Source organism: Gordonia sp. ALPHA1B1, from assembly GCF_005502615.1.
Lineage (GTDB): Bacteria > Actinomycetota > Actinomycetes > Mycobacteriales > Mycobacteriaceae > Gordonia > Gordonia hongkongensis.
Genome location: NZ_SCOC01000005.1, coordinates 1 through 20,502, shown reverse-complemented (window position 1 = coordinate 20,502; position 20,502 = coordinate 1). Strand labels below are relative to the sequence as shown.

Here is a 20,502-nt window from a genome sequence, read left to right as displayed (position 1 = left end):
GCTCCCTGAGGTGCGAGCGAAGCGAGCCACGAAGGGCTCCGCAACCTGTCTCACCAGGCCCTTCGTGGCTCGTCGCTGGCGCTCCTCGCACCTCAGGGAGCAATGGTTATGTAGTTCTTTCGGATCAGGGGGCGGTGGTGGCACGGCCCCGGGTGAAGTCCGGCGCGCGCTTGCCGACGAAGGCGTCAACTCCCTCGATGCCCTCGGGCAGTCCGGACCGTTCGGAGATGGAGCGGGCTTCGAGGGCGAGGTGCTCGACCAACGTGGTGTCGGCGGAGACGGCCAACAGATGCTTGGTCATCGCGTCGGCGTCGCGGGGACCCGACGCGATGGCCTCGGCGGCCGTGCGCGCGGCGGACTCGACCTCGTCGTCGGCGACGATCTCCGACAGCAGCCCCCACTGCTGGGCCTCGTCGGCGCTGATGACGCGGTCGGTCAGGATGATCTGGCGTGCCCGGGCAGCGCCGACGGCGCGGGGGAGGGTCCAGGTGAGACCCCCGTCGGGAGTGAGACCGATACCGCGGTAGGCGGGCCGCAGCCGGGTCGACGGACCACCGACGGCGACGTCGGCGTGCAACACCAGCGACATGCCCGCGCCGGCGGCCCAGCCCTTCGCGGCGACGACGACGGGGCGGTTCGCCTCGTACAGGGCGCCGACGAGCTGATGGAAGTTGTCGGCGATCTCGCGCAGATAGGTCGGGCGGTCGTCCGCACAGGCGAAGGCGCGGACGTTGCCGCCGGCGCAGAAGTTCTTGCCCAGCCCGACGAGCAGGACCGCCCCCACGTCACGCTGTCCACGCGCGACCTCGCGCAGTGCCTGGGTTCCCGCGGCGAGGGCGGCGTCGTCGAGCGAGTTGCCCGCGCCCGCCGTCGAGACCGCGAGGGTGAGGACGCCGTTGCGCTCGTGCACCAGAGCGTCGGTGTCGTCTACGGCAGCGGGGGCGGTGGGGTTCGATGAGGCCATGCGCGAAACCCTATCGCGCACACACCAAAGACCCGATGCCGGGGAGCTTGCGCTCATGGCATCGGGTCTCGTGCTCTCGAACTCCCACCCGCGGACGGGCGAGGAGGTCAGACAGCTGCGGTCTTGCCGGCCTTCAGGCAGGAGGTGCAGACGTTCTTGCGCTTGCGGTTGCCGGGGGCGACCTCCACGCGAACGGACTGGATGTTCGGGTTCCAGCGGCGGTTGGTACGGCGGTGCGAGTGAGACACCGACTTGCCGAAGCCCGGGCCCTTGCCGCAAATATCGCAGACGGCAGCCATCGTCGAACTCCCTTGGTAGATGATCATGGTCTGGTGTTCAGCCGCTCGGATCGATCGGCACCACCGGTGGGTGTGCGCGCTCGAGGCGAAAGGCAACCCTGCAAGGATAACCAGGTCGTGGTGGCGTGACCAAATCCGAGCCGATCCGCCACCCGGTCCCGCTCGGGCGCGCCGCACGGTCGGACACCCCGAGTAACCTTGCCCACAACCTCACCAGCCGGTCACGTTGCGCGCGAGAGCACAGTACGTCGCGCGCCGCGTCTGCGAGAAAGAGCCACCGTGTGATCGCCCGCACCGTCAACCCGCAGTTGCTGCGCGATTGGGCCCGAGTCTCGGTCGAACAGCTCGAGTCGCTGCGCGGCGAGATCAACGACCTCAACGTCTTCCCGATCCCCGATTCGGACACCGGGAGCAACATGCTCTTCACGATGCGGGCCGCGGCCGAGGCGGTCGAGAAGACGCCGCCCGACGCGTCGCTGCCCGAGGTCGCCCGCGCGATGGCCGACGGCGCGGTGGCGCAGGCGCGGGGCAACTCGGGGATCATCCTCTCGCAGGTGCTGGTCGGACTCGCGGACGGTGCGGAGATCCTGGGCGACACCGACGCCCTGACCTTCGCCGAGTTCTCGACGCTGGGTCTGCGTCTCGGTTCGCTCGCGGCGACCCGTGCGGTGAGTGAACCGCGCGAGGGCACGGTCCTCACGCTGGTGCGGGTCGCCGCCGAATCGGCCGCGGCGCACGAGCACGAGTCCCCGGCCGACCAGGTGCGCGCCGTCGCCGACGACTGTGCCGAAGCGCTCGAACGCACCCCGGAACAGCTGTCGGTGCTCGCGAACGCGGGCGTGGTGGACGCGGGCGGGCGTGGCTTCCTCGCGATCGTGGACGCCATGGTCAAGGTCATCACCGGCGTCTCGCACCGCCGCCGGCGTTACCGGGGCATCCTCACCGACAGCACCACGCTGGGTCACGGACCGGACGACAGTTGCCTCGACGGGAGCGACCAGGACTTCGAGGTCATGTACCTCCTCGACGGCGCGGCCGGCGAGCAGATCGCCGAACTGCGCGAACGTCTGGACGAACTCGGCGACGCGGTGGTGATCGTCGGCGACAGTTCCAGCGGTGAGGGCGAACGCTTCTCGGTACATGTCCACACCTGCCACCCGGGTGCGGCGGTCGAGGCCGGCGCGGGCATCGGGCAGCTCTCGGATGTCCGGATCACTTGCTTCGCTCTCGATGCCATTCGGGCACAGGCGGATTCGGCTGAGCCGCCGCCCCGGCACAAACGGGCGGTGGTGGTCGTCGTGTCCGGTGACGGCGCGGCCGAACTGTTCGGCGAGGCCGGTGCGGTCGTGCTGCGCGCCGACGACGGACTCTCCGCCCACGAGCTGGGCCGCGCGATCCGCGACACCGACAGCGCGCATGTCGTCGTCATGGCCAACGGCGCATTGACATCGCAGGATCTCGTCACGGTCGCCACCGAGGTGCGGTCCACCCAGCGTTCGGTCCTGATGCTGCCGACGTCGTCGATGACCCAGTGCCTCGCCGCTCTCGCCGTGCACGATCCGAGCGAGGTCCCCGACGTCGACGCCTACGCGATGGCCGAGGCCGCCGCCGGGGCACGCTGGGGATCGCTGCAGTCGGCGACCACGAGGATGATGACGCTGGCGGGGATGAGCGAGGTCGGTGACGTGCTGGGGCTGATCGGCGACGACGTGCTCGTCGTGGCGCCGGATCAGACGTCGGCGTGCACCGCCCTCGTCGACCTCATGCTCTCCACCGGAGGCGAGCTGGTCACGGTGCTTGCCGGCGTCGAGGTCGACGAGGCCGCCCTCGAGGCCGTCGCGGAGCAGATGCGGCGCAGCTACCCCGGCATCGAATTGGCGGTGTACCGCACCGGACAGCGCACCGATCTCGTCCAGGTGGGTGTGGAGTGACCGAACTGGCACTGTCGGATTCGCTGTCCGACGTCCTGGGGACCAAGCCCGCCGAACAGCTCGCCACCGTCGGCGTGCACACGGTCGGGGAGCTGTTGCGGTACACGCCCCGCCGGTACATCCGACGCGGCCACGTGGTCGACCAGGAGCGGCCCGAACCGGGTGAGTGGCTGACGATCGTCGGACGGATCACCAAGTCCGATCTCATCAAGATGAGGAGCCGCAAAGGGTCGTTCCTCAAGGTGAAGGTCACCGACGACAACGACGTCTACGAGGCCAGCTTCTTCAACGCCCACCGCCTCAAGGGGCTGTTCCGACCCGGTGCACGGGTGATGATGGCCGGCGCGGTCAAGTACTTCCGCGACCAGATCCAGTTGTCGCATCCGGAATGGATGATCCTTCCCGACGGCGATCCGGAGATCGAGGACGTCGTCGGTTCCAAGATGCTGACCGAGATGTACGCGATCGAGGAGCAGATCACCGGAGAGCGCGGCGATCACCCCCTGGTCACCATGTTCGACCGCGACATCCTGCCGATGTACCCGGCCAACAAGAACATTCAGACCTGGGACATCCTCGGCGCGGTCCGTCGGGTCCTGAGTGAGAGCGCGCCGATTCCCGACGCACTCACCGAAGCCGAACGCCGCGCGCGGGGTCTCGTCAGCACCGACGAGGCGATCCGCAAGATCCACCTGCCCGATGCCGAGGACGACGTGAAGGTCGCCGCCCATCGGCTGAAGTTCGATGAGGCGCTGGCCATCCAGACCGTGCTGGCGCAGCGCCGGTTGGCGGGGCGGAGCGAGTCGGCGCCACCGTGTCCACGCGTGCCCGGCGGTCTCGAGGACAAGTTGCGTGACCGACTCCCGTTCACCCTGACCGACGGTCAGGTCGAGGTGGGGGAGGAGCTCGCCGAGGATCTGGCCCGCGCGCAGCCGATGTCGCGGCTGTTGCAGGGCGAGGTCGGGTCCGGGAAGACACTCGTGTCGTTGCTGGCAATGCTGCGGGTCGTCGACAACGGGTACCAGTGCGCCATCCTGGCCCCGACGGAAGTGCTTGCCGCACAGCACTACCGGACGATGAAGACGATGCTGGGCGACCTCGCCGAGGCGGGCGAACTGACCGCGGCCGACGGCGCGACGCGCCTCGCGCTGCTGACGGGTTCGATGAAGACCAAGGGCCGGCGCGAGACGCTCCTCGACGTGGTGACGGGCCAGGCCGGGATCGTGATCGGGACCCACGCGCTCCTCGAGGACAAGGTCGAGTTCTTCGACCTCGGACTCGTCGTGATCGACGAACAGCACCGCTTCGGCGTGGAGCAGCGAGATGTGTTGCGCGGCAAGGGCCGCAACGGGCGGATACCGCATTTCCTCGTGATGACCGCGACGCCGATCCCGCGGACCGTCGCCATGACCGCCTTCGGTGACCTCGAGACCTCGGTCCTCCGGGAGCTGCCGCGCGGCCGGCAGCCGATCACCACGTCGGTGGTGCCCACCGGGAAATCCTCATGGGTCGACCGGGTGTGGTCGCGCGCCAACGAGGAGATCGACGCCGGCCGTCAGGTCTATGTCGTGTGCTCGCGCATCGGCGACGGGCCCGAACCCGAGTCCGACGACAACGAGGAGAAGGGCCCGCGGCCGACCTCGGTCCTCGAGCAGTACGAGGCCCTCGTCGCCGGCCCGTTCGCGCACCGACGCGTGGAGCTCCTGCACGGCCGCCTACCCGCCGACGAGAAGAACGCCGTCATGGATGCCTTCGGTCGGGGCGAGGTGGACGTGCTGGTGTCCACCACCGTCATCGAGGTGGGTGTCGACGTGCCCAATGCGACCACGATGGTCATCGTCGACGCCGATCGGTTCGGAGTGAGCCAGCTGCATCAGTTGCGCGGTCGTGTGGGACGTGGGCGGCATGCGGGTCTGTGCCTGCTGATGACGAATGCCCGGGACGGCTCGCCGTCGATGGACCGCCTCCGCGCCGTGGCCGGTTCGAACGACGGATTCGAGCTCGCGCGAGTCGATCTCGAGCAACGCCGGGAGGGTGATCTGCTCGGGTCCCTACAGTCGGGCGTCAACACGTCGTTGCGGTTCCTGTCCCTGCTCGAGGACGTCGAGGTCATCGAGGACGCCCGCGGACTCGCGGAAGAGGTGGTGAGCGAGGACATCACGCTGCTCGAACACCGACCGCTCGCGGATCTCGTCGACGGAATCCTCGTGCCGCACAAGATCGCGTACCTCGACAAGTCCTGACCGGCTCGGCCCGAGCCCAGTTGTCGCGCATCGGTGCGCCTGGCGCCACGTTCTGCGACACCGGTACCGGGCCGATCGACACACGGAACCAGAAGGTTGCCGCGTGCGTCTGAGAATGCATGGTGATGCGTTCGCCGACGCTGCGACGACTCCGCATGCGGATCCGATGGATGCGCTGGACGCCGCGGGACTCGCCGTCCTGGTCGCCACGGCAGTGGGCGGTGCTCGTCGCCGCCGTCGTCACGGCGGTGGTGGTCGCCGTCGGCGTCGACGCCTTTCGGGCCGGTCCCGACACCGACCCGAGGATTCGGGCGATGGCGGGGCAGGCGGCGTCGTCGCTCGCCTCGATCCCGATCAGTGCGGGTCGTACCGACCGACAGGATTACGACCGGGCCGCGTTCGGCAGCGCCTGGTCGGACGCCGGGTCCGTTCCCGGAGGCGGCAACGGGTGCGACACCCGTAACGACGTGCTGGCTCGGGATCTCCACGACATCCGAGCCGGCCCGACGCCGAGTTGTCCTCGTGCCGTACTGGCGGGCGAACTGCGGAGCCCGTACACCGGCGACTTCGTCGTCTTCCGGCGCGATCGGAGCGCGTCGGCGGTGCAGATCGACCACATCGTCCCGCTGTCGTATGCCTGGGACATGGGAGCGTGGGCGTGGCCGCCCGACCGGCGGCTGGACTTCGCGAACGACCCCGCCAATCTCGTTGCCGTCGACGGGCGTTCGAACCAGGAAAAGAGCGACTCCGAACCCGCGCGCTGGATGCCACCGGCCCGTGGATTCTGGTGCCAGTACGCGATTCAGTTCGTGATCGTCACGGCTACATACGGATTGGCGATCGACGAACCCTCCCGACGCGTCCTGTCGGAGGCGCTGCGGTGTGAGTGACGCCGCGGCGCCGATGACAGGGTGGAGCGGACTCCGGCCGGGCCCCGGGGATCACGGCGAGAAGGACGGCGGACCGTCGGCGGGACGCTTGATTTGCGCGAAGGCCTCGGTGCCGGCGAGGGTCACGAGTGCGGAGAAGAGCGCCTCCGCGTCGTCCCCGGTCGGGATGTCGGAGAGGACGGGACCGAAGAAATGGTTGCTGTCGATCCCGGTGATGGGGCTGCCGCCGGCCTCGCCCAGAGCATCCTGGCCGCGTTGATGCGACGCGCGCAGGGCGTCGTCGAACGATTCGTCGTCCATGGCCTCGGCCAGGCCGGCGGGGAGGCCGGTGTCGACGAGGATTTCCGACACCGTCGCGGGAGTCATCTCGTCGCCCGCGTGGTGCAGCCGTCGGCCGATCGCCGAGTAGAGCGGTTCGAGGGAGTCGGTCCCGGACTCGTCGACGGCCGCCATCAACACACGTCCGAGCCTCCGCGAGGTGTCGAGTTGCTGCCGCTGCTCGTCGGAATCCGGCTCCTGGTCCTCGTTCAGGATGGCCAGACTCATCACGTGCCAGTCGACGGAGGCATCGTGTGCCTGCGCCTGGTCGATGAGCCACCGCGAGGCCGCCCACGCGAAGGGGCACACGGGGTCGAAGTGGAAATCGAAGTGGGTCATGAGAACTCCGTTGGTCTCGGACGAATGTGCAAGGGGTTCAGGACTGTGCGGTCAGGGAATCGATCGCGGCGCGCAACTTCACCGCGGCATCACGTGCGACCGGTTCGAGGTCCGGTTCGCCCGAGACCTGGACCATGAGATCGGGGTTCATCGCCTCGACGAGCGTGTGGTCGGGGTTCCCCGGGTCGGAGCGGACGACGACGTTGCACGGCAACAGCAACCCGATCTGCCGCTGGACGCCGAGCGCCCGATGCGCCAGCGGCGGATTGCACGCGCCGAGTATCAAGTACGGCTCCATGTCCTCGTCGAGTTTCGTCTTGAGCGTCGCCTGGACGTCGATCTCGGTGAGAACGCCGAATCCCTGGTCGGCGAGTGCGGTGCGGGTTCGTTCGACGGCCTCCGCGAACGGGACCGGCAGCGTGGTGGCCAGAGCGAGAGACATCGCGATTCCTTTCTGTTCGATGGCACGGTAGATACCCCCTGGGGTATTGCACCCGGGGACCACCATACCCCAGGGGGTATCGTGGTCGCCGACACCGATGTCGGGTACCGATCTACGTGGCCGGCCAAACCACGGCCGACCCGCTCGGGTCGCCCGTACGTGGTGCCGCCACCCGCGAACTGGAGGAGAAGTGATGACCGGTGACGACGAGACGACGGCCGCGGTCCTCAACCGGTTACGCCGAGCTCAGGGGCAACTCGCCGGTGTGATCGCGATGATCGAGGCGGGGCGCGACTGCAAGGACGTCGTCACCCAGCTCGCCGCGGTGTCCCGCGCGCTCGACCGCGCCGGCTTCAAGATCGTGGCCTCGGGAATGCGGCAGTGCATCGAGACCGTTGACGGTGAGCAACCGCCGTTGACCGAGGCAGAGCTGGAGAAACTCTTCCTCACACTCGCCTGAGGCGCCGACCGTGGATCTCGTTGGGGACTCCGAACCTGCGGCGTTACTCTGAGAACGGCACCTTCCGGGCGGTCGCGCCCGGAACCACCGAAGTCGAGGATGTTGATGAGCGCACCCACCGCAGAGCAGTCCGACACCGAGAAGTCCGACACCGAGAAGTCCGACACGGAGAAGGTCGTTCTCGGGCTTGCCCGTGCCGCCAAGTCGGCGTCCCGCTCGCTGAGCGGTCTGACGACCGCGGGCAAGAACGAGGTCCTGCTCGCCGCGGCCGACGCCATCGAGGCGGCCACCGACACCATCCTCGCCGCGAACGCGGAGGACATCGCACGTGCCGAGGCGGCCGACATCGAGGTGAGCCTGCTCGACCGGCTGCGGCTCGACGCCTCGCGCGTGGCCGGTATCGCCAACGGTCTGCGGCAGGTCGCCGTGCTCCCCGACCCGATCGGTGAGGTGGTTGCGGGGAAGACCCTCCCCAACGGGCTGCAGCTGCGTCAGCTGCGCGTGCCCCTGGGGGTCGTGGGCATCGTGTACGAAGCGCGCCCCAACGTCACCGTCGATGCGTTCGGGATCTCCTTCAAGTCCGGGAACGCGGTGCTGCTGCGTGGCTCGTCGTCGGCCGCGTCGTCGAACGCCGAACTCGTGCGCGTGCTGCGGGAGACCCTGTCGGCCAAGGGGGTCAGCGCGGATGCGGTGTCGCTGCTGCCCAGCGACGATCGGTCCAGCGTGACCGCGCTCATCCGGGCGCGCGGACTCGTGGACGTGGTCATCCCCCGTGGCGGCGCGGGCCTCATCGAGGCCGTGGTGTCGAATGCGACGGTCCCGACGATCGAGACCGGCGTCGGCAACTGCCACGTCTACGTCCACGCACTCGCCGACCTCGATGTCGCGGCGCGTGTCATCCTCAACTCCAAGACCCGCCGGCCGAGTGTCTGCAACACCGCGGAGACCGTGCTCATCGACAAGGCCGTCGCGGCCGACGCGCTGCCGCGGATCACCTCGGTGCTGCAGACCCAGGGCGTGGTCATCCACGGCGACGAGCCGGGTATGGAGCCGGCCACCGAGGACGACTGGTCCATGGAATACCTGTCGATGGACATCGCGATGAAGGTGGTCGACGGGCTCGACGCCGCGGTCGCCCACATCGACACCTACGGAACCGGCCACACCGAGGCGATCATCACCACCGACCTGGCGGCCGCCGACGAGTTCACCCGGCGCGTGGATGCCGCCGCCGTCATGGTCAACGCATCGACCGCCTTCACCGACGGCGAGCAGTTCGGCTTCGGCGCCGAGATCGGCATCTCCACCCAGAAGCTCCATGCCCGCGGCCCGATGGGTCTGCCGGAACTGACCTCGACCAAATGGGTGGTCTGGGGCAACGGCCACGTGCGGCCCGCCTGATGAGCGCGACGACCCCGGACGCGGGGACCGCGGGATACACCGGCTCGGGCCCGGCCGTCGTGCCGTCGTTCGAGGGTGTCGACGACGTCGTCGGTCGCCTTCGCGCGACGGGTTACCTCGCCGACGACGCGACCGCGACCTCGACCTTCCTGGCCGACCGTCTCGGCAAGCCGTTGCTGGTCGAGGGGCCGGCGGGTGTCGGCAAGACCGAACTCGCCCGGTCCATCGCGGCGGCCACGGATGCCGAACTCATCCGCCTGCAGTGCTACGAGGGCATCGACGAGGCCCGCGCGCTGTACGAGTGGAATCACGCCAAGCAGATCCTGCACATCCAGGCGACGGGGGACCGCGTGTGGGATGAGGCCAAGGCCGACATCTTCTCCGACGAGTTCCTCCTGCCGCGGCCGCTGCTCAAGGCGATCTCGCGCGAGGGTGCCACCGTGCTCCTCATCGACGAGGTCGACAAGGCCGACGTCGACATGGAGGGGCTGCTGCTGGAAGTGCTCAGCGATTTCGCGATCACCATCCCGGAGATGGGAACCGTTGCCGCTCAGCGTCGTCCGATCGTCTTGCTGACATCGAACGCGACCCGCGAGCTGTCCGAGGCACTCAAGCGTCGTTGTCTGTACCTCTACATCGACTTCCCGGATGCCGAGCGCGAGAAGGAGATCCTCGCGTCGCGGGTGCCGAACCTGTCGGATTCGCTCAGCGCCGAGCTGGTGCGGATCGTCGGTGTCCTACGCACACTCGACATCCGCAAGAAGCCGTCGGTGGCCGAGACGATCGACTGGGCGAACACCCTGTTGGCGCTGGGAGCCGGGGAGAAGGCCACGGCCAAGAGCGGTGGCGGATTCGACGACGGACTCATCGCACGGACCCTCGGTGTCGTGCTGAAGCACCGGCCGGACCTCAAGACGGCTCTCAAAGAACTCAAGCTGGGCTGATGACGGCTCCGCTCGTCGCGCACCTCACCGATTTCGTCGACGAGTTGCGTCGTCGCGGGATCGTGGTCGGGCCGTCGGCGCTGATCGATGCGGCGAGTGCCATGGAGGTCCTCGACCTCCTCGAACGCCCCCGTCTACGCGAGGGGCTCGCGACGACACTGCTCGTCGATCACGCCCATCGCGGTGTGTTCGACCGGGTCTTCGACCTGTGGTTCCCGGTCGGCGCCGGAATGCGCACCGTGACCGAGGATCTTCCGCGCACCCCCGACGGCGAGCTCGATGTCGAGGCGGTCCGGGACGCGCTGGCGGAGATGCTCGCCGACGACGCGTCGGCGAACGACGGCCGGCTCGACCAGGCCATCGCGATGATCGTCGACGAGTTGGGGCGTTACGGATCGACTCGGGGCGAGGCGTTCTCGGCCTATCAGGCCATCACCGCGGTGAGTCCGCAGACACTGATCGCGAAGATCGCGGCGGCCATGGCCGGTGATGGCGACGGGGACGGCGGGCCGGCCGGTACGGAACCGCTCTACCGGCAGGCGGCGCGCCAGAAGGCCAATGATCTGCGTGCGGCGATCGAGCGAGAGACCCAGCGGCGCATGGCCGACCGCAATGGCCGCGAGAAGGTCGGCGCCTACGCGGTGCCCCCGCTACCCGAGAACGTCAACTTCCTGTCGGCGGGTGCCAAAGAACAGGTGGAGATCCGCAAGACCATCGAGCCGCTGGCAAGATTGCTGGCCGCGAAGCTCGAGACGAGGCGACGGCGCGCTCACCGCGGCGCGGTCGACGTCCGGAAGACGCTGCGCGCCTCGATGTCCACGGGTGGGGTGCCCATCGAACTCAGTCACCGCAAGCCCCGACCGGGGCGGCCCGAACTCATCATCATCTGCGACGTCTCGGGGTCGGTGGCCGGGTTCAGTCAGTTCACGTTGCGCTTGGTGTATGCACTGCGGCAACAGTTCTCGAAGGTGCGGGTGTTCGCTTTCGTCGACACCGTGGACGAGGTGACCGACTACTTCGACCACGGCGAAGAGGATTTCGGTGCGGCGATGCACCACATGATCTCCACCGCCCGGATCTCCACCCGTGACGGTCACTCGGACTACGGCAACATGCTGGCCGGGTTCGTCGCCGACTACGGCGATTCGCTGACCCACCGGGGTGCGTTGCTGATCCTCGGGGACGGGCGGAACAACTATCACGATCCGCACGCCGACGCGCTCGCCGAACTGGTGGAACGGGCCCGGCACGCCTACTGGCTCAACCCGGAGGCCAAGCAGCACTGGGGCACGGGCGACTCGGTCGCGACCGATTACGCGGACGTGATCGACATGTTCGAATGCCGGAACGCCACCCAGCTGGGCACGGTCATCGCCGACCTCCTGCCGATCTGACCAGCGCTGCCGATTCGCATCGGCGCCCGACGCGTAGACTGACCGTCCATGTCACCCGACCGCCCGCGTGCGCGCCGTATCGGCGTGATGGGCGGCACGTTCGACCCGATCCACAACGGGCACCTCGTCGCGGCCAGCGAGGTCGCCCACCGGTTCTCGCTGGACGAGGTGATCTTCGTCCCGACCGGCCGGCCCTGGCAGAAGATGGGCGAGGCGACCACGGTGAGCCCGCCGGAGGACCGCTACCTCATGACGGTCATCGCGACCGCGTCGAATCCACAGTTCAGCGTCAGTCGTGTCGACATCGACCGCGACGGCGACACCTACACCGTGGACACCCTCCGCGACCTGCGGGCGCTGCTCCCGGAAGCCCAGCTGTACTTCATCACCGGCGCCGATGCGCTGGAATCCATCCTGTCGTGGCAGGACTGGGAGGAGCTGTTCGGCCTCGCCCGATTCGTCGGCGTGAGCCGCCCGGGGTACGAGCTCGACGCCACGCACCTGGCCCACCATCTCGAGGCCATGCCCGCCGACACCCTGCATCTGCTGGAGATCCCGGCGCTGGCGATCTCGTCCACCGAGTGCCGGACGCGCGCGTTGCAGGGCCGGCCCGTCTGGTACCTGGTGCCCGACGGCGTCGTGCAGTACATCGCCAAGCGGAAGCTGTATCGTGCGCCTCGGGCGTCGTCGCCCGGTGTCTCCGCCCCGGCGCTTCCCGGGGCCAACCGCCCCGAGAGGCTTCCGCCCGAGGAAATCCCTCCCGGGGAGTTGCAGGGCGATACCGACGGGTCGGGCCGCGCCCTGGGCGAACAGGCCGTGACCGAATGAGAGGACAAGTGTGACTGCGTCAGCTGAAGCGCTGGAGATGGCCAAGGTGGCCGCCCTGGCCGCGGCCGAGAAGCTCGCCCACGAGGTGACGGTGATCGACGTGTCGGAGCAGTTGGTGATCACCGACGCCTTCGTGATCGCCTCCGCCGACAACGAGCGTCAGGTGAACTCGATCGTCGACGAGGTCGAGGAGAAGCTGCGGGAAGCCGGCCACAAGCCGCTGCGCCGCGAGGGCACGCGCGAAGGTCGTTGGGCACTGCTCGATTACGCCGACATCGTGGTGCACATCCAGCACACCGACGAGCGACGCTTCTACGCGCTGGAGAGTCTGTGGAAGGACTGCCCGGTGGTCGAGGTGGACGGGCTGTCGTGAGTGGCGGTCCCGACTCACACGACACCGCCGTCGAACGTCTCACCCCGGTGGTGCGGCGCCTGATCCTGTTGCGGCACGGGCAGACCGAGTACAACGCGGCGAGTCGGATGCAGGGCCAGATCGACACCGATCTGTCCGAACTCGGTGTCCGGCAAGCCGGTTCGGCGGCGGTCGAGCTCGCCAAGCGGCAGCCGGTGGTCATCTGGTCGTCGGATCTGCGGCGGGCGCGCGACACCGCCGAGGCGCTCGCGCAACGAACCGGTCTGCCGGTGACCACCGACGTCCGCCTACGTGAGACACATCTCGGTGAGTGGCAGGGTCTGACGCACCTCGACGTCGATGCCGCGATGCCGGGGGCGCGCGCCGTCTGGCGCGATGACGCGACCTGGACGCCGCCGGGTGGGGAGAGCCGCGTCGACGTCGCCCGCCGCTCCACCCCCCTGGTCGACGAGTTGATCGAGCTGTTGCCGGAGTGGGGCGTCGGCGACAACCCGGAGGCGCCGGTGGTGCTGGTGGCCCACGGGGGAGTGATCGCGGCGATGACCGCGGCGCTGCTCGGGCTGCCGGTCGAGAACTGGCCCGTCTTCGGGGGGCTCGCGAACACGAGTTGGGTGCAGCTGTCGGGGCACAGCATGCCCGGCGAACTGCCGCGGTGGCGCCTGGACGTGTGGAACGCGTCCGCCGAGGACTCCGACCCGGCGGTGCAGTGAGCGACGTCCGCCGATGACCGAGGCCGCCGGACCCGGTCCATCCGCTGCCGATGCGCGGGAGCGATGTGTGCTGGTGTTGTCCGACTCGCTCGCGTACTACGGTCCGCAGGGCGGTCTGCCCGCGGATGACCCTCGGATCTGGCCGATGCTCGTGGGCGCTGCGACGCGCTCGGAGGTGCGGCTGTTCGGCCGGATCGGGTGGACGAGCCGGGACGTCTGGTGGGCCCTCACCCAGGACCCGAACATCTGGGCCACCGTGCCCCGCGCCGACGTCGTCGTGCTCGCATTCGGAGGGATGGACACGCTGCCCTCGCCGCTTCCGACTGCTTTCCGGGAGCAGATCCGCTACATCAGGCCGAACGGGTTGCGGCAGCGAATACGCGCGGCCTATGCGTGGATACAACCGCGGGGGTCGCACCTCGGATGGCCGCTCGCGCTGCCGCCGCACGTCACGATCGAGTACCTGGAGAAGATCCGCGCGGCGCTCGCCCAGTTGCGTCCGGACCTCCCGATCGTCGTGTGCCTGCCGCCCACCCACCGCAGTCCGTATTACGGCAACGTCCATGCCGGGCGGATCCCGACGACCGCGGCGATGTCGCGATGGGCGTCGAGCCACGGCCTACCGTGTGTCGACTTCTACCCGGTCACCAGGGACGCCTTCGACGACGACACCGCCGAGATGAATCCCGACGGAATCCACTGGGGTTTCTCGTGCCATCGGGGCATCGCCGACCTGGTCGCCCCGGTCGTCGACGCCGTCCGGCGGCGCGCGAATCGCGACGCCGCGGGCCCGACCCCGACGCCCGTGGAGGCCCGGCGCGTGAACCCGTTAACGTAGACGCGTGCCTGTCGTCGTCGTCACAGACTCCTCGTCCCGACTGCCGCGGTCGGTGACCGAGCACTACGGGATTCGGCAGGTCCCACTGCACCTCGCCGTCGGCGACGAGGACTACCGCGAAGGTGTCGACGACATCCCGGCCGACATCGTGACGACGCCGGGCGTGACCACCTCCGGTGCCAACCCCAACGACCTCTCCGAACATTTCGAGTCCGCGCTCGAGGCGAGTCAGGGTGCCGGCGTCGTCGCCGTTCACATGTCGCGCCGGTTGTCGGGGACCTGGAGTTCGGCGCGGATGGCCGCGGAGAAGTTTTCCGGGCAGGTTCGGGTCGTCGATTCCCGATCTGTCGGTCTCGCAGTCGGTTTCACCGCCGTCGCGGCCGCCCAGGCCGCCGCCGGGGGAGCCGACCGGGACCGCGTGTACGAGTCCGCCATCCGACAGGCAGCGACCGTCGACTCGCTGCTGTGTGTGCAGCAGCTCGACAATCTGCGCAACAGTGGCCGGATCAGCGCCGCGGGCAAGCTCTTCGGATCGGCGCTGTCCATCAAACCGATCCTGCACATGGTCGACGGGACCCTGACGCTGAAGGAACGTCATCGCACGTTCTCCAAGGCGCTGGACAAGATGGTCGACGCCGCCGCCGACTCCGCGGGCGGGCGCGCGGTCACGGTCGGCATCCAGCACTGTCAGAGCCCGGACGTCGCCGAGGAACTGCGCGCGGCCGTCCACGCCAGGCTGCGGGTGGTGACCTCCGAGCTGACCGTTGATCTCGGTCCCATCCTCGGCGCCCACGTCGGCCCCGGCGCGGTGGGCGTCGTGATCGCCGCGCACCTCGAACCGATCGAGGGTCTCGGCGAGTCCTAGCGGTCCGGCGCGCCGGGCTCGGCGTCATCCACAGCTCGCGCTGACCGTCCACAGATCGCGGGTTCTGCGGTTCGCGTGCGGAGCAGCGGCGGCTGTGCGACCTAGCGTGTGGCGTCATGAGCGCATCAGGACGGCGGAACCCGCTGGACCGGCTGGCGCCGGTGGCCGATCTGCCGGGCCGACGGGACGGTACGGCAGGCATCGACCCCGTGTCGCCGCCGCTCGCGCCGGACATCGACGACCGGCTCGGCCCCGTCGAGGAACCCGAGCATCCCGGGTGGGGGATCGGCGGGATGCCGACGTGGCTCGACACGCCGGCGCGAACCCAGCGGCGACGGTCGGACGCCGACGGCGGCGACAGTGTCGGGGGCGACGGTGCCGAGGATGACGATGACTTCGACGACGATCCCATCCCTCGGCGGCGCTTCGCGGTCGCGCCACCGGCAGCTCTCGCGCTGATCGCGGTCGGTGTCGTCGTCTGTGCCGTCGCGGCCTTCGGACTGTTCCGCGGGTCGGAGTCGGCGCCGGTCGTGGATTTCGGTGCGGTGGCCGGTACCTCGTCGACGTCGGACCCGTCGACGCCGCCGGCCGTGCCGACCGAATCGACCCCGGCGCAGATGGTGGTCAGTGTCGTCGGTTTGGTGCACGCGCCGGGTCTGGTGCAACTCACGCCCGGGGCGCGGGTCGCCGACGCGATCGACCGGGCGGGGGGCGCGCGCAAGAACGCGGATCTGCTGTCGCTGAACCTCGCGCAGGTCCTCCGGGACGGCGATCAGATCCTCGTCGGCTACGCGGGCGGGCAGGGCGAGATGTCGCTGCGCAGTGCCGTCGTCGGGGCCTCGGGCGCGCCACCCGCACCCGCGGGTGCACCCCCGGCAGATGCAAGTGCTCCCGCCGGCGGTTCGGGTGGTCCACCGGCCACCGGCGGACTCGTGAACCTCAACACCGCCACCGAGGCCGACCTCGACGAGTTGCCCGGGGTGGGGCCGGTGACCGCGAAGGCCATCCTGTCGTGGCGGGAACGCAACGGGCGCTTCAGCTCCGTGGACCAGCTGGCCGAGGTCGACGGGATCGGTCCGGCACGCCTGGCCAGACTGCGCGATCTCGTGACGGTCTGACGGGTGGACTACCGCCTGCTGGTACCGGCGGTGGCGGTGTGGTCGGTGACGGCGTTCGGGCTGGTGATGCCGCCCGGGTACACGCTCGGGCTGGCGATCTGTTCGGGCGCGGTGGCCTCGGTCGGCACGCTGGTCTGTGCCGGCGGCCGGTTCGGATGGGACGCGGTCGGTTTGATCGTCGTCGTGGCCGGCCTCGCGGCGGTGTGCGCGACCTCGTTGGCGATCCGGCAGGAGGTCCGCTCCGATCACCCGCTGGCCGCGTCGACCGGGAAGTCGACGGTCGTGCTGACCGTGCGTGGGGACCCGGTGGTTGTCGGGCCCTCGTCGGCCGGACGCGTCCGTCTGCGCGTCGACGTGGAACAGGTTAGTTCGCATCGTGTTCCGACGGCTTCCGCCGACCTGATGGGAGATCTCGGAGAGTGGTCGGGACTGTTGCCCGGGCAACGGGTGCTCACGGTCGCGCGGGTGCGGCCGCCGCCCGAGCACTCGCTGCTGGTGGCGACCCTGACTGCGCAGCAGCCCCGGGTCGTCGGCTCGCCGCCCGCCCACCAGCAGGTGGCCGGTGCGATCCGGGAACGGTTGCAGGTGTTGGCCGCGCGGGCGCTCGACGAGGACGCGGCCGGACTCCTGCCCGGCCTCGTGCTCGGCGACGAGAGCTCCCTCGACGACGGCCTGCGGGACGATTTCCGCGACGCCGGCCTGAGCCATCTGACCGCGGTGAGCGGCAGCAATTTCGCGATCGTCTGCGGGGCAGCGCTTCTCGTGGTTCGCAGTGCGGGTGTGCCACCGCGGGCGGCCGCGGTCGTCGGGCTGGTGGTGATCCTGGCATTCGTGGTGCTCGTCCGGCCGTCGCCGAGTGTCGTGCGTGCCGCGTTGATGGGAGCGGTGGGTGTGTTGGCGCTCTTCGCCTCTCGTCGGGCGCAGGCGTTCCCGGCGCTCGGTGCGGCGGTCGTCGGCGGACTCCTGTGGTGGCCCGAACTGGCGCTGCAACCGGGGTTCGCCTTGTCGGTCGCCGCCACCGCCGCCATCGTGCTGTGGGCCCCACGACTCCGCGACCGGTTGCGCGAGTGGCGTTGTCCGCCCGGTGTCGCCGAGGTGATCGCGATGGCGGTCACCGCGCAGTTGGTGACGGCGCCGATCGTGGTCGTGGTGACCGGCACGTTCTCGGTGGTGGGAATCGTTGCGAACCTTCTGGTCGCCCCGGTGGTCGCGGTGATCAGCGTGGTCGGCACCCTCGCCGCACTCATCGGCGCGATCGGGCCGCCCGACGGCGTCGGCGCGCTCGTGGGTGAACTGCTGGTGCGCGCCCTCGCCCCCGAACTGTGGTGGATGGTCGTGTGCGCGCGCACCCTCGGCGGCGTGGGCTGGGCGAGTGTGGAGGTGCCCTCGCCGTTCGGATGAGGCTGCCCGCAGTCAGACCTCGCGGTCGGCCAGCTCGCCCGCGGTGCGGTTCCACACCATGTAGCCGACGCCGACGGCGGCGAACCAGACCGCCCCGACGATCAGTGCGATCCGACCGTCGCGGTCGAAGAACAGCAGGACGAAGACGAGCGCGAGGAAGGCGAGGGCGAGCCACGTGGTGATCGGGGCGCCGGGGACCCGGTAGTCCGAACGCGGCAGTTCGCCGCGCGCGACCTTCCGGCGGTAGGCCATCCGGCACAGCAGGATCGTCGACCAGATGACGATGATCCCGACCGTCGACACCGCGGTGATGTAGGCGAAGGCGTGTACGGGATCGATGACGTTCACCACCACGCCGATCGCCATGACGGCGGCGCTCAACGTGATGCCGACGGCCGGGACCTTGCGGTTCGAGAGTCGGGTCAGCTGCCGCGGGGCGTCGCCGGTGTGGGCGAGGGAGCGCAACATGCGCCCGGTCGAGTAGATGCCGGAGTTGCACGACGAGAGGGCAGCGGTGAGCAGGATGAAGTTGACGATGCCGGCCGCGCCCGGGATGCCGATGTAGGAGAACACCGAGACGAACGGACTCTCACCGGCCTGGAAGTCCGTCCAGCTGCGGACCGAGAGGATCACCAGCAGCGAGCCGACATAAAAGATGCCGATGCGGAACGGAACGGTGTTGATCGCCTTGCGCAGCGTGACGCGCGGGTTCTGTGCCTCTCCCGCGGTCACGCCGACGAGCTCGACGCCGACATAGGCGAACATGACGATCTGCAGGCTCAGCATCGCGTTGCTGAAGCCGGTCGCGAAGAAGCCGCCGTCGTTCCACAGGTTCGTCACCGACGGACCGGTCTCGGGCCCCAGCCCGGCGATCGGGAGCAGCACACCGATGCCGACGATGATCATGCCGAGGATCGCCGTGACCTTGATGGCGGAGAACCAGAACTCCGCGCGTCCGAACACCCCGACGGAGATCAGGTTCGCGCCGAACAGCACGATGAGCGCGATGAGGACGGTGACCCACACCGGCACCGAGGGCCACCAGTAGTTGATGTACTTGCCCGCCACGGTGATCTCGGCCATGCACGTCGTCGTCCACACGGCCCAATAGGTCCACCCCTGGCTGAAACCGGCGAACCGTCCGAGGAACTCGTCGGCGTACTCGCTGATGCCGCCGGAGATCGGCCGGTAGATGAGGAGTTCGCCGAGAGCGCGCATGACGATGAAGATCGCGAGGCCGGCGAGCGCGTACGCCAGGATGAGTGCCGGTCCCGCCTTCTCGATCGCGCCACCCGCGCCGTAGAAGAGGCCGGTGCCGATCGCGCCGCCGATGGCGATCATCTGCACGGTGCGGGCGGTGAGCCCGCGTTGGTATCCCTCGTCGGTGTCGGCACCCGTGTCGGTGCCGGGATGCTCGACAGTCACGCGGGCAACTCCTCCGAATGTCGGTGGGCCGATGGCAGAAGCTCACCGTAACGGCCCGCGATCCACCGGATTCACATGCCCACAGGACCCGTCCACTTTGTCGTATTCGGTTGGCCGGGCGGCGGTCCGGTGATCGTGTCGGCGCCGTCTGGCACCATTGTCGCCGTGACCGATCGCCTGCACCTGCTGCTCGGAGACGACGACTTCCTCACCGGCCGGGTGATCTCGGCCGTGGTCGACGCCGCGTCGAAAGCGGCAGGTACCCCGGTGCCGGTGACCCGGGTACGTGCCGGCGACGTGAGCGAACACGAACTCGCGGAGTTGCTCAGTCCGTCGCTGTTCGCCGAAGAGCGGATCGTCGTCGTCGAGGCCGCCGCCGACGCGGGCAAGGAGCCGGCCGCGCTCATCGCCGCGACCGCGTCGTCGCTGCCCGAGGGCATCACGCTGATGGTGATCCATCACGGCGGGGGCCGGGCGAAGTCGATGGTCCCCGCGTTGAAGAAGGCCGGGGCCGTCGAGCACGAGACGACCGCCCCGAAGTGGCCGTCGGAGCGAATGACTTTCGTGCGCAACGAGTTCCGTTCGCTGGGCGTAAAGGTCGGCGCCGATGTCGTCGAGCAGGTGGTCGAGGGCGTCGGATCGGAACTGCGCGAGCTGGCCGCCGCGTGCGCGCAACTCGTGGCCGACACCGGCGGCAAGGTCGACCGCGACACCGTGCGCCTGTACTACCAGGGCCGTCCCGAGGTGACCGGATTCGAGGTGGCCGACCGGGCGGTGACGGGCGACCGTGCCGGCGCGCTGGAATCCCTGGCCTGGGCGCTGCACCACGGCGTGCCGCGGGTGCTGCTTGCCGACGCCCTCGCCGAGGCCGTCCACGCCATCGCTCGCATCCGACCCATGGGGTCGATCAACCACTTCGATGCGGCCCGCGAACTCGGCATGCCGCCCAACCGGGTCAAGAACGTGCAGGCGAAGGCCAAGGCGTGGGACGCGGAGTCGATCGCGCGGGCGGTCGGCGTGGTCGCGGCGCTCAACGCGGATGTGAAGGGGCAGGCCGCCGACCCCGATTACAGCCTCACCCACGCCGTCGCCACGGTCGCCGAGCTCCGGCCGGACGGGCGTCGGCGGAGCTGACGCCCGTCCGGCCGGTCTTGAGTCGGCCGTCGGACGGGAGTGGCTTCGACTCGGCGCCTCGCTCCGCTCGGGGCCGGCTCATAGCTCCTATGTCAAGCGGCGGCGGGTGTTGGGTTGTCGGCTTTGCGGGTGCGGGCGTGGTGGTCGGTGGTGAGGTGGTTGTAGACGACGCGGGCGAGGCGGCG

The 20,502-nt window shown here is 69.4% G+C and carries 20 protein-coding genes; 15 read left to right on the top strand and 5 right to left on the bottom strand.

Features of this window, described 5'->3' with window-relative positions:
* Positions 1–124: 124 nt before the first annotated feature.
* Together FFS52_RS04530 and rpmB are read right to left on the bottom strand one after the other, a co-directional pair.
* A complete protein-coding gene (locus tag FFS52_RS04530) occupies positions 125–964 on the bottom strand; it encodes an enoyl-CoA hydratase-related protein (protein WP_068970235.1) in 840 nt (279 codons plus the stop codon).
* Between the two features lie 107 nt (positions 965–1,071).
* Positions 1,072–1,263, bottom strand: coding sequence for a 50S ribosomal protein L28 (gene rpmB / locus FFS52_RS04525; RefSeq protein ID WP_004023092.1), 192 nt, complete (start codon positions 1,261–1,263; stop codon positions 1,072–1,074).
* 281 nt (positions 1,264–1,544) lie between these two features.
* On the opposite strand from rpmB, the gene FFS52_RS04520 reads away from it, so the two are divergent.
* The 3 genes from FFS52_RS04520 (at position 1,545) to FFS52_RS04510 (ending at position 6,327) form a co-directional block, all read left to right on the top strand.
* Complete coding sequence (locus FFS52_RS04520; RefSeq protein WP_068970234.1) at positions 1,545–3,194, top strand: DAK2 domain-containing protein; 1,650 nt, start codon at positions 1,545–1,547, stop codon at positions 3,192–3,194.
* On the top strand, positions 3,191–5,437 hold the full coding sequence (gene recG / locus FFS52_RS04515) for an ATP-dependent DNA helicase RecG (protein WP_137808991.1): 2,247 nt from the start codon (positions 3,191–3,193) through the stop codon (positions 5,435–5,437). Before FFS52_RS04520 ends, recG begins: the two co-directional genes overlap by 4 nt.
* Before the next feature lie 119 nt (positions 5,438–5,556).
* Entirely contained in the window at positions 5,557–6,327 is a 771-nt protein-coding gene (locus FFS52_RS04510; protein ID WP_137808990.1) for an HNH endonuclease family protein, read from the top strand.
* 51 nt (positions 6,328–6,378) lie between these two features.
* Here FFS52_RS04510 and FFS52_RS04505 read toward each other — a convergent pair whose 3' ends face one another.
* The gene (locus FFS52_RS04505; RefSeq protein ID WP_137808989.1) at positions 6,379–6,984 is read right to left on the bottom strand and encodes a DsbA family protein; all 606 of its coding nucleotides are present in this window, start codon (positions 6,982–6,984) and stop codon (positions 6,379–6,381) included.
* A gap of 37 nt (positions 6,985–7,021) precedes the next feature.
* Positions 7,022–7,426, bottom strand: a complete 405-nt coding sequence (locus FFS52_RS04500) for a DUF302 domain-containing protein (protein WP_137808988.1) — start codon at positions 7,424–7,426, stop codon at positions 7,022–7,024.
* Positions 7,427–7,619: 193 nt separating this feature from the next.
* Between FFS52_RS04500 and FFS52_RS04495 the strand changes: the two genes are divergently transcribed.
* The 11 genes from FFS52_RS04495 (at position 7,620) to FFS52_RS04445 (ending at position 17,758) form a co-directional block, all read left to right on the top strand.
* Positions 7,620–7,886, top strand: a complete 267-nt coding sequence (locus tag FFS52_RS04495) for a metal-sensitive transcriptional regulator (protein ID WP_137808987.1) — start codon at positions 7,620–7,622, stop codon at positions 7,884–7,886.
* Between the two features lie 105 nt (positions 7,887–7,991).
* Positions 7,992–9,287, top strand: a complete 1,296-nt coding sequence (locus FFS52_RS04490) for a glutamate-5-semialdehyde dehydrogenase (RefSeq protein ID WP_137808986.1) — start codon at positions 7,992–7,994, stop codon at positions 9,285–9,287.
* Positions 9,287–10,231, top strand: a complete 945-nt coding sequence (locus FFS52_RS04485) for a MoxR family ATPase (protein WP_171011550.1) — start codon at positions 9,287–9,289, stop codon at positions 10,229–10,231. Before FFS52_RS04490 ends, FFS52_RS04485 begins: the two co-directional genes overlap by 1 nt.
* The gene (locus FFS52_RS04480; RefSeq protein WP_137808984.1) at positions 10,231–11,625 is read left to right on the top strand and encodes a VWA domain-containing protein; all 1,395 of its coding nucleotides are present in this window, start codon (positions 10,231–10,233) and stop codon (positions 11,623–11,625) included. The genes FFS52_RS04485 and FFS52_RS04480 overlap by 1 nt, the downstream gene beginning before the upstream one ends.
* A 48-nt stretch (positions 11,626–11,673) precedes the next feature.
* Positions 11,674–12,453, top strand: a complete 780-nt coding sequence (nadD, locus tag FFS52_RS04475; RefSeq protein WP_137808983.1) for a nicotinate-nucleotide adenylyltransferase — start codon at positions 11,674–11,676, stop codon at positions 12,451–12,453.
* Positions 12,454–12,463: 10 nt separating this feature from the next.
* Entirely contained in the window at positions 12,464–12,826 is a 363-nt protein-coding gene (rsfS, locus tag FFS52_RS04470) for a ribosome silencing factor (protein WP_004023080.1), read from the top strand.
* The gene (locus tag FFS52_RS04465) at positions 12,823–13,536 is read left to right on the top strand and encodes a histidine phosphatase family protein (protein WP_058252104.1); all 714 of its coding nucleotides are present in this window, start codon (positions 12,823–12,825) and stop codon (positions 13,534–13,536) included. Before rsfS ends, FFS52_RS04465 begins: the two co-directional genes overlap by 4 nt.
* Before the next feature lie 13 nt (positions 13,537–13,549).
* Complete coding sequence (gene octT, locus FFS52_RS04460) at positions 13,550–14,374, top strand: diglucosylglycerate octanoyltransferase (RefSeq protein ID WP_078112910.1); 825 nt, start codon at positions 13,550–13,552, stop codon at positions 14,372–14,374.
* 4 nt (positions 14,375–14,378) lie between these two features.
* A complete protein-coding gene (locus tag FFS52_RS04455; RefSeq protein WP_137808982.1) occupies positions 14,379–15,239 on the top strand; it encodes a DegV family protein in 861 nt (286 codons plus the stop codon).
* A gap of 116 nt (positions 15,240–15,355) precedes the next feature.
* Positions 15,356–16,357, top strand: a complete 1,002-nt coding sequence (locus FFS52_RS04450) for a ComEA family DNA-binding protein (RefSeq protein ID WP_137808981.1) — start codon at positions 15,356–15,358, stop codon at positions 16,355–16,357.
* 3 nt (positions 16,358–16,360) lie between these two features.
* Positions 16,361–17,758, top strand: coding sequence for a ComEC/Rec2 family competence protein (locus FFS52_RS04445; protein ID WP_137808980.1), 1,398 nt, complete (start codon positions 16,361–16,363; stop codon positions 17,756–17,758).
* Between the two features lie 12 nt (positions 17,759–17,770).
* On the opposite strand, the gene FFS52_RS04440 is transcribed toward FFS52_RS04445, so the two are convergent.
* Entirely contained in the window at positions 17,771–19,183 is a 1,413-nt protein-coding gene (locus FFS52_RS04440; RefSeq protein WP_137808979.1) for an amino acid permease, read from the bottom strand.
* Positions 19,184–19,348: 165 nt separating this feature from the next.
* On the opposite strand from FFS52_RS04440, the gene holA reads away from it, so the two are divergent.
* Positions 19,349–20,317 carry a DNA polymerase III subunit delta gene (gene holA / locus FFS52_RS04435; protein ID WP_137808978.1) on the top strand — a complete coding sequence of 323 codons (969 nt, stop codon included), beginning with the start codon at positions 19,349–19,351 and terminating at the stop codon, positions 20,315–20,317.
* The last annotated feature ends 185 nt before the right edge of the window (positions 20,318–20,502 follow it).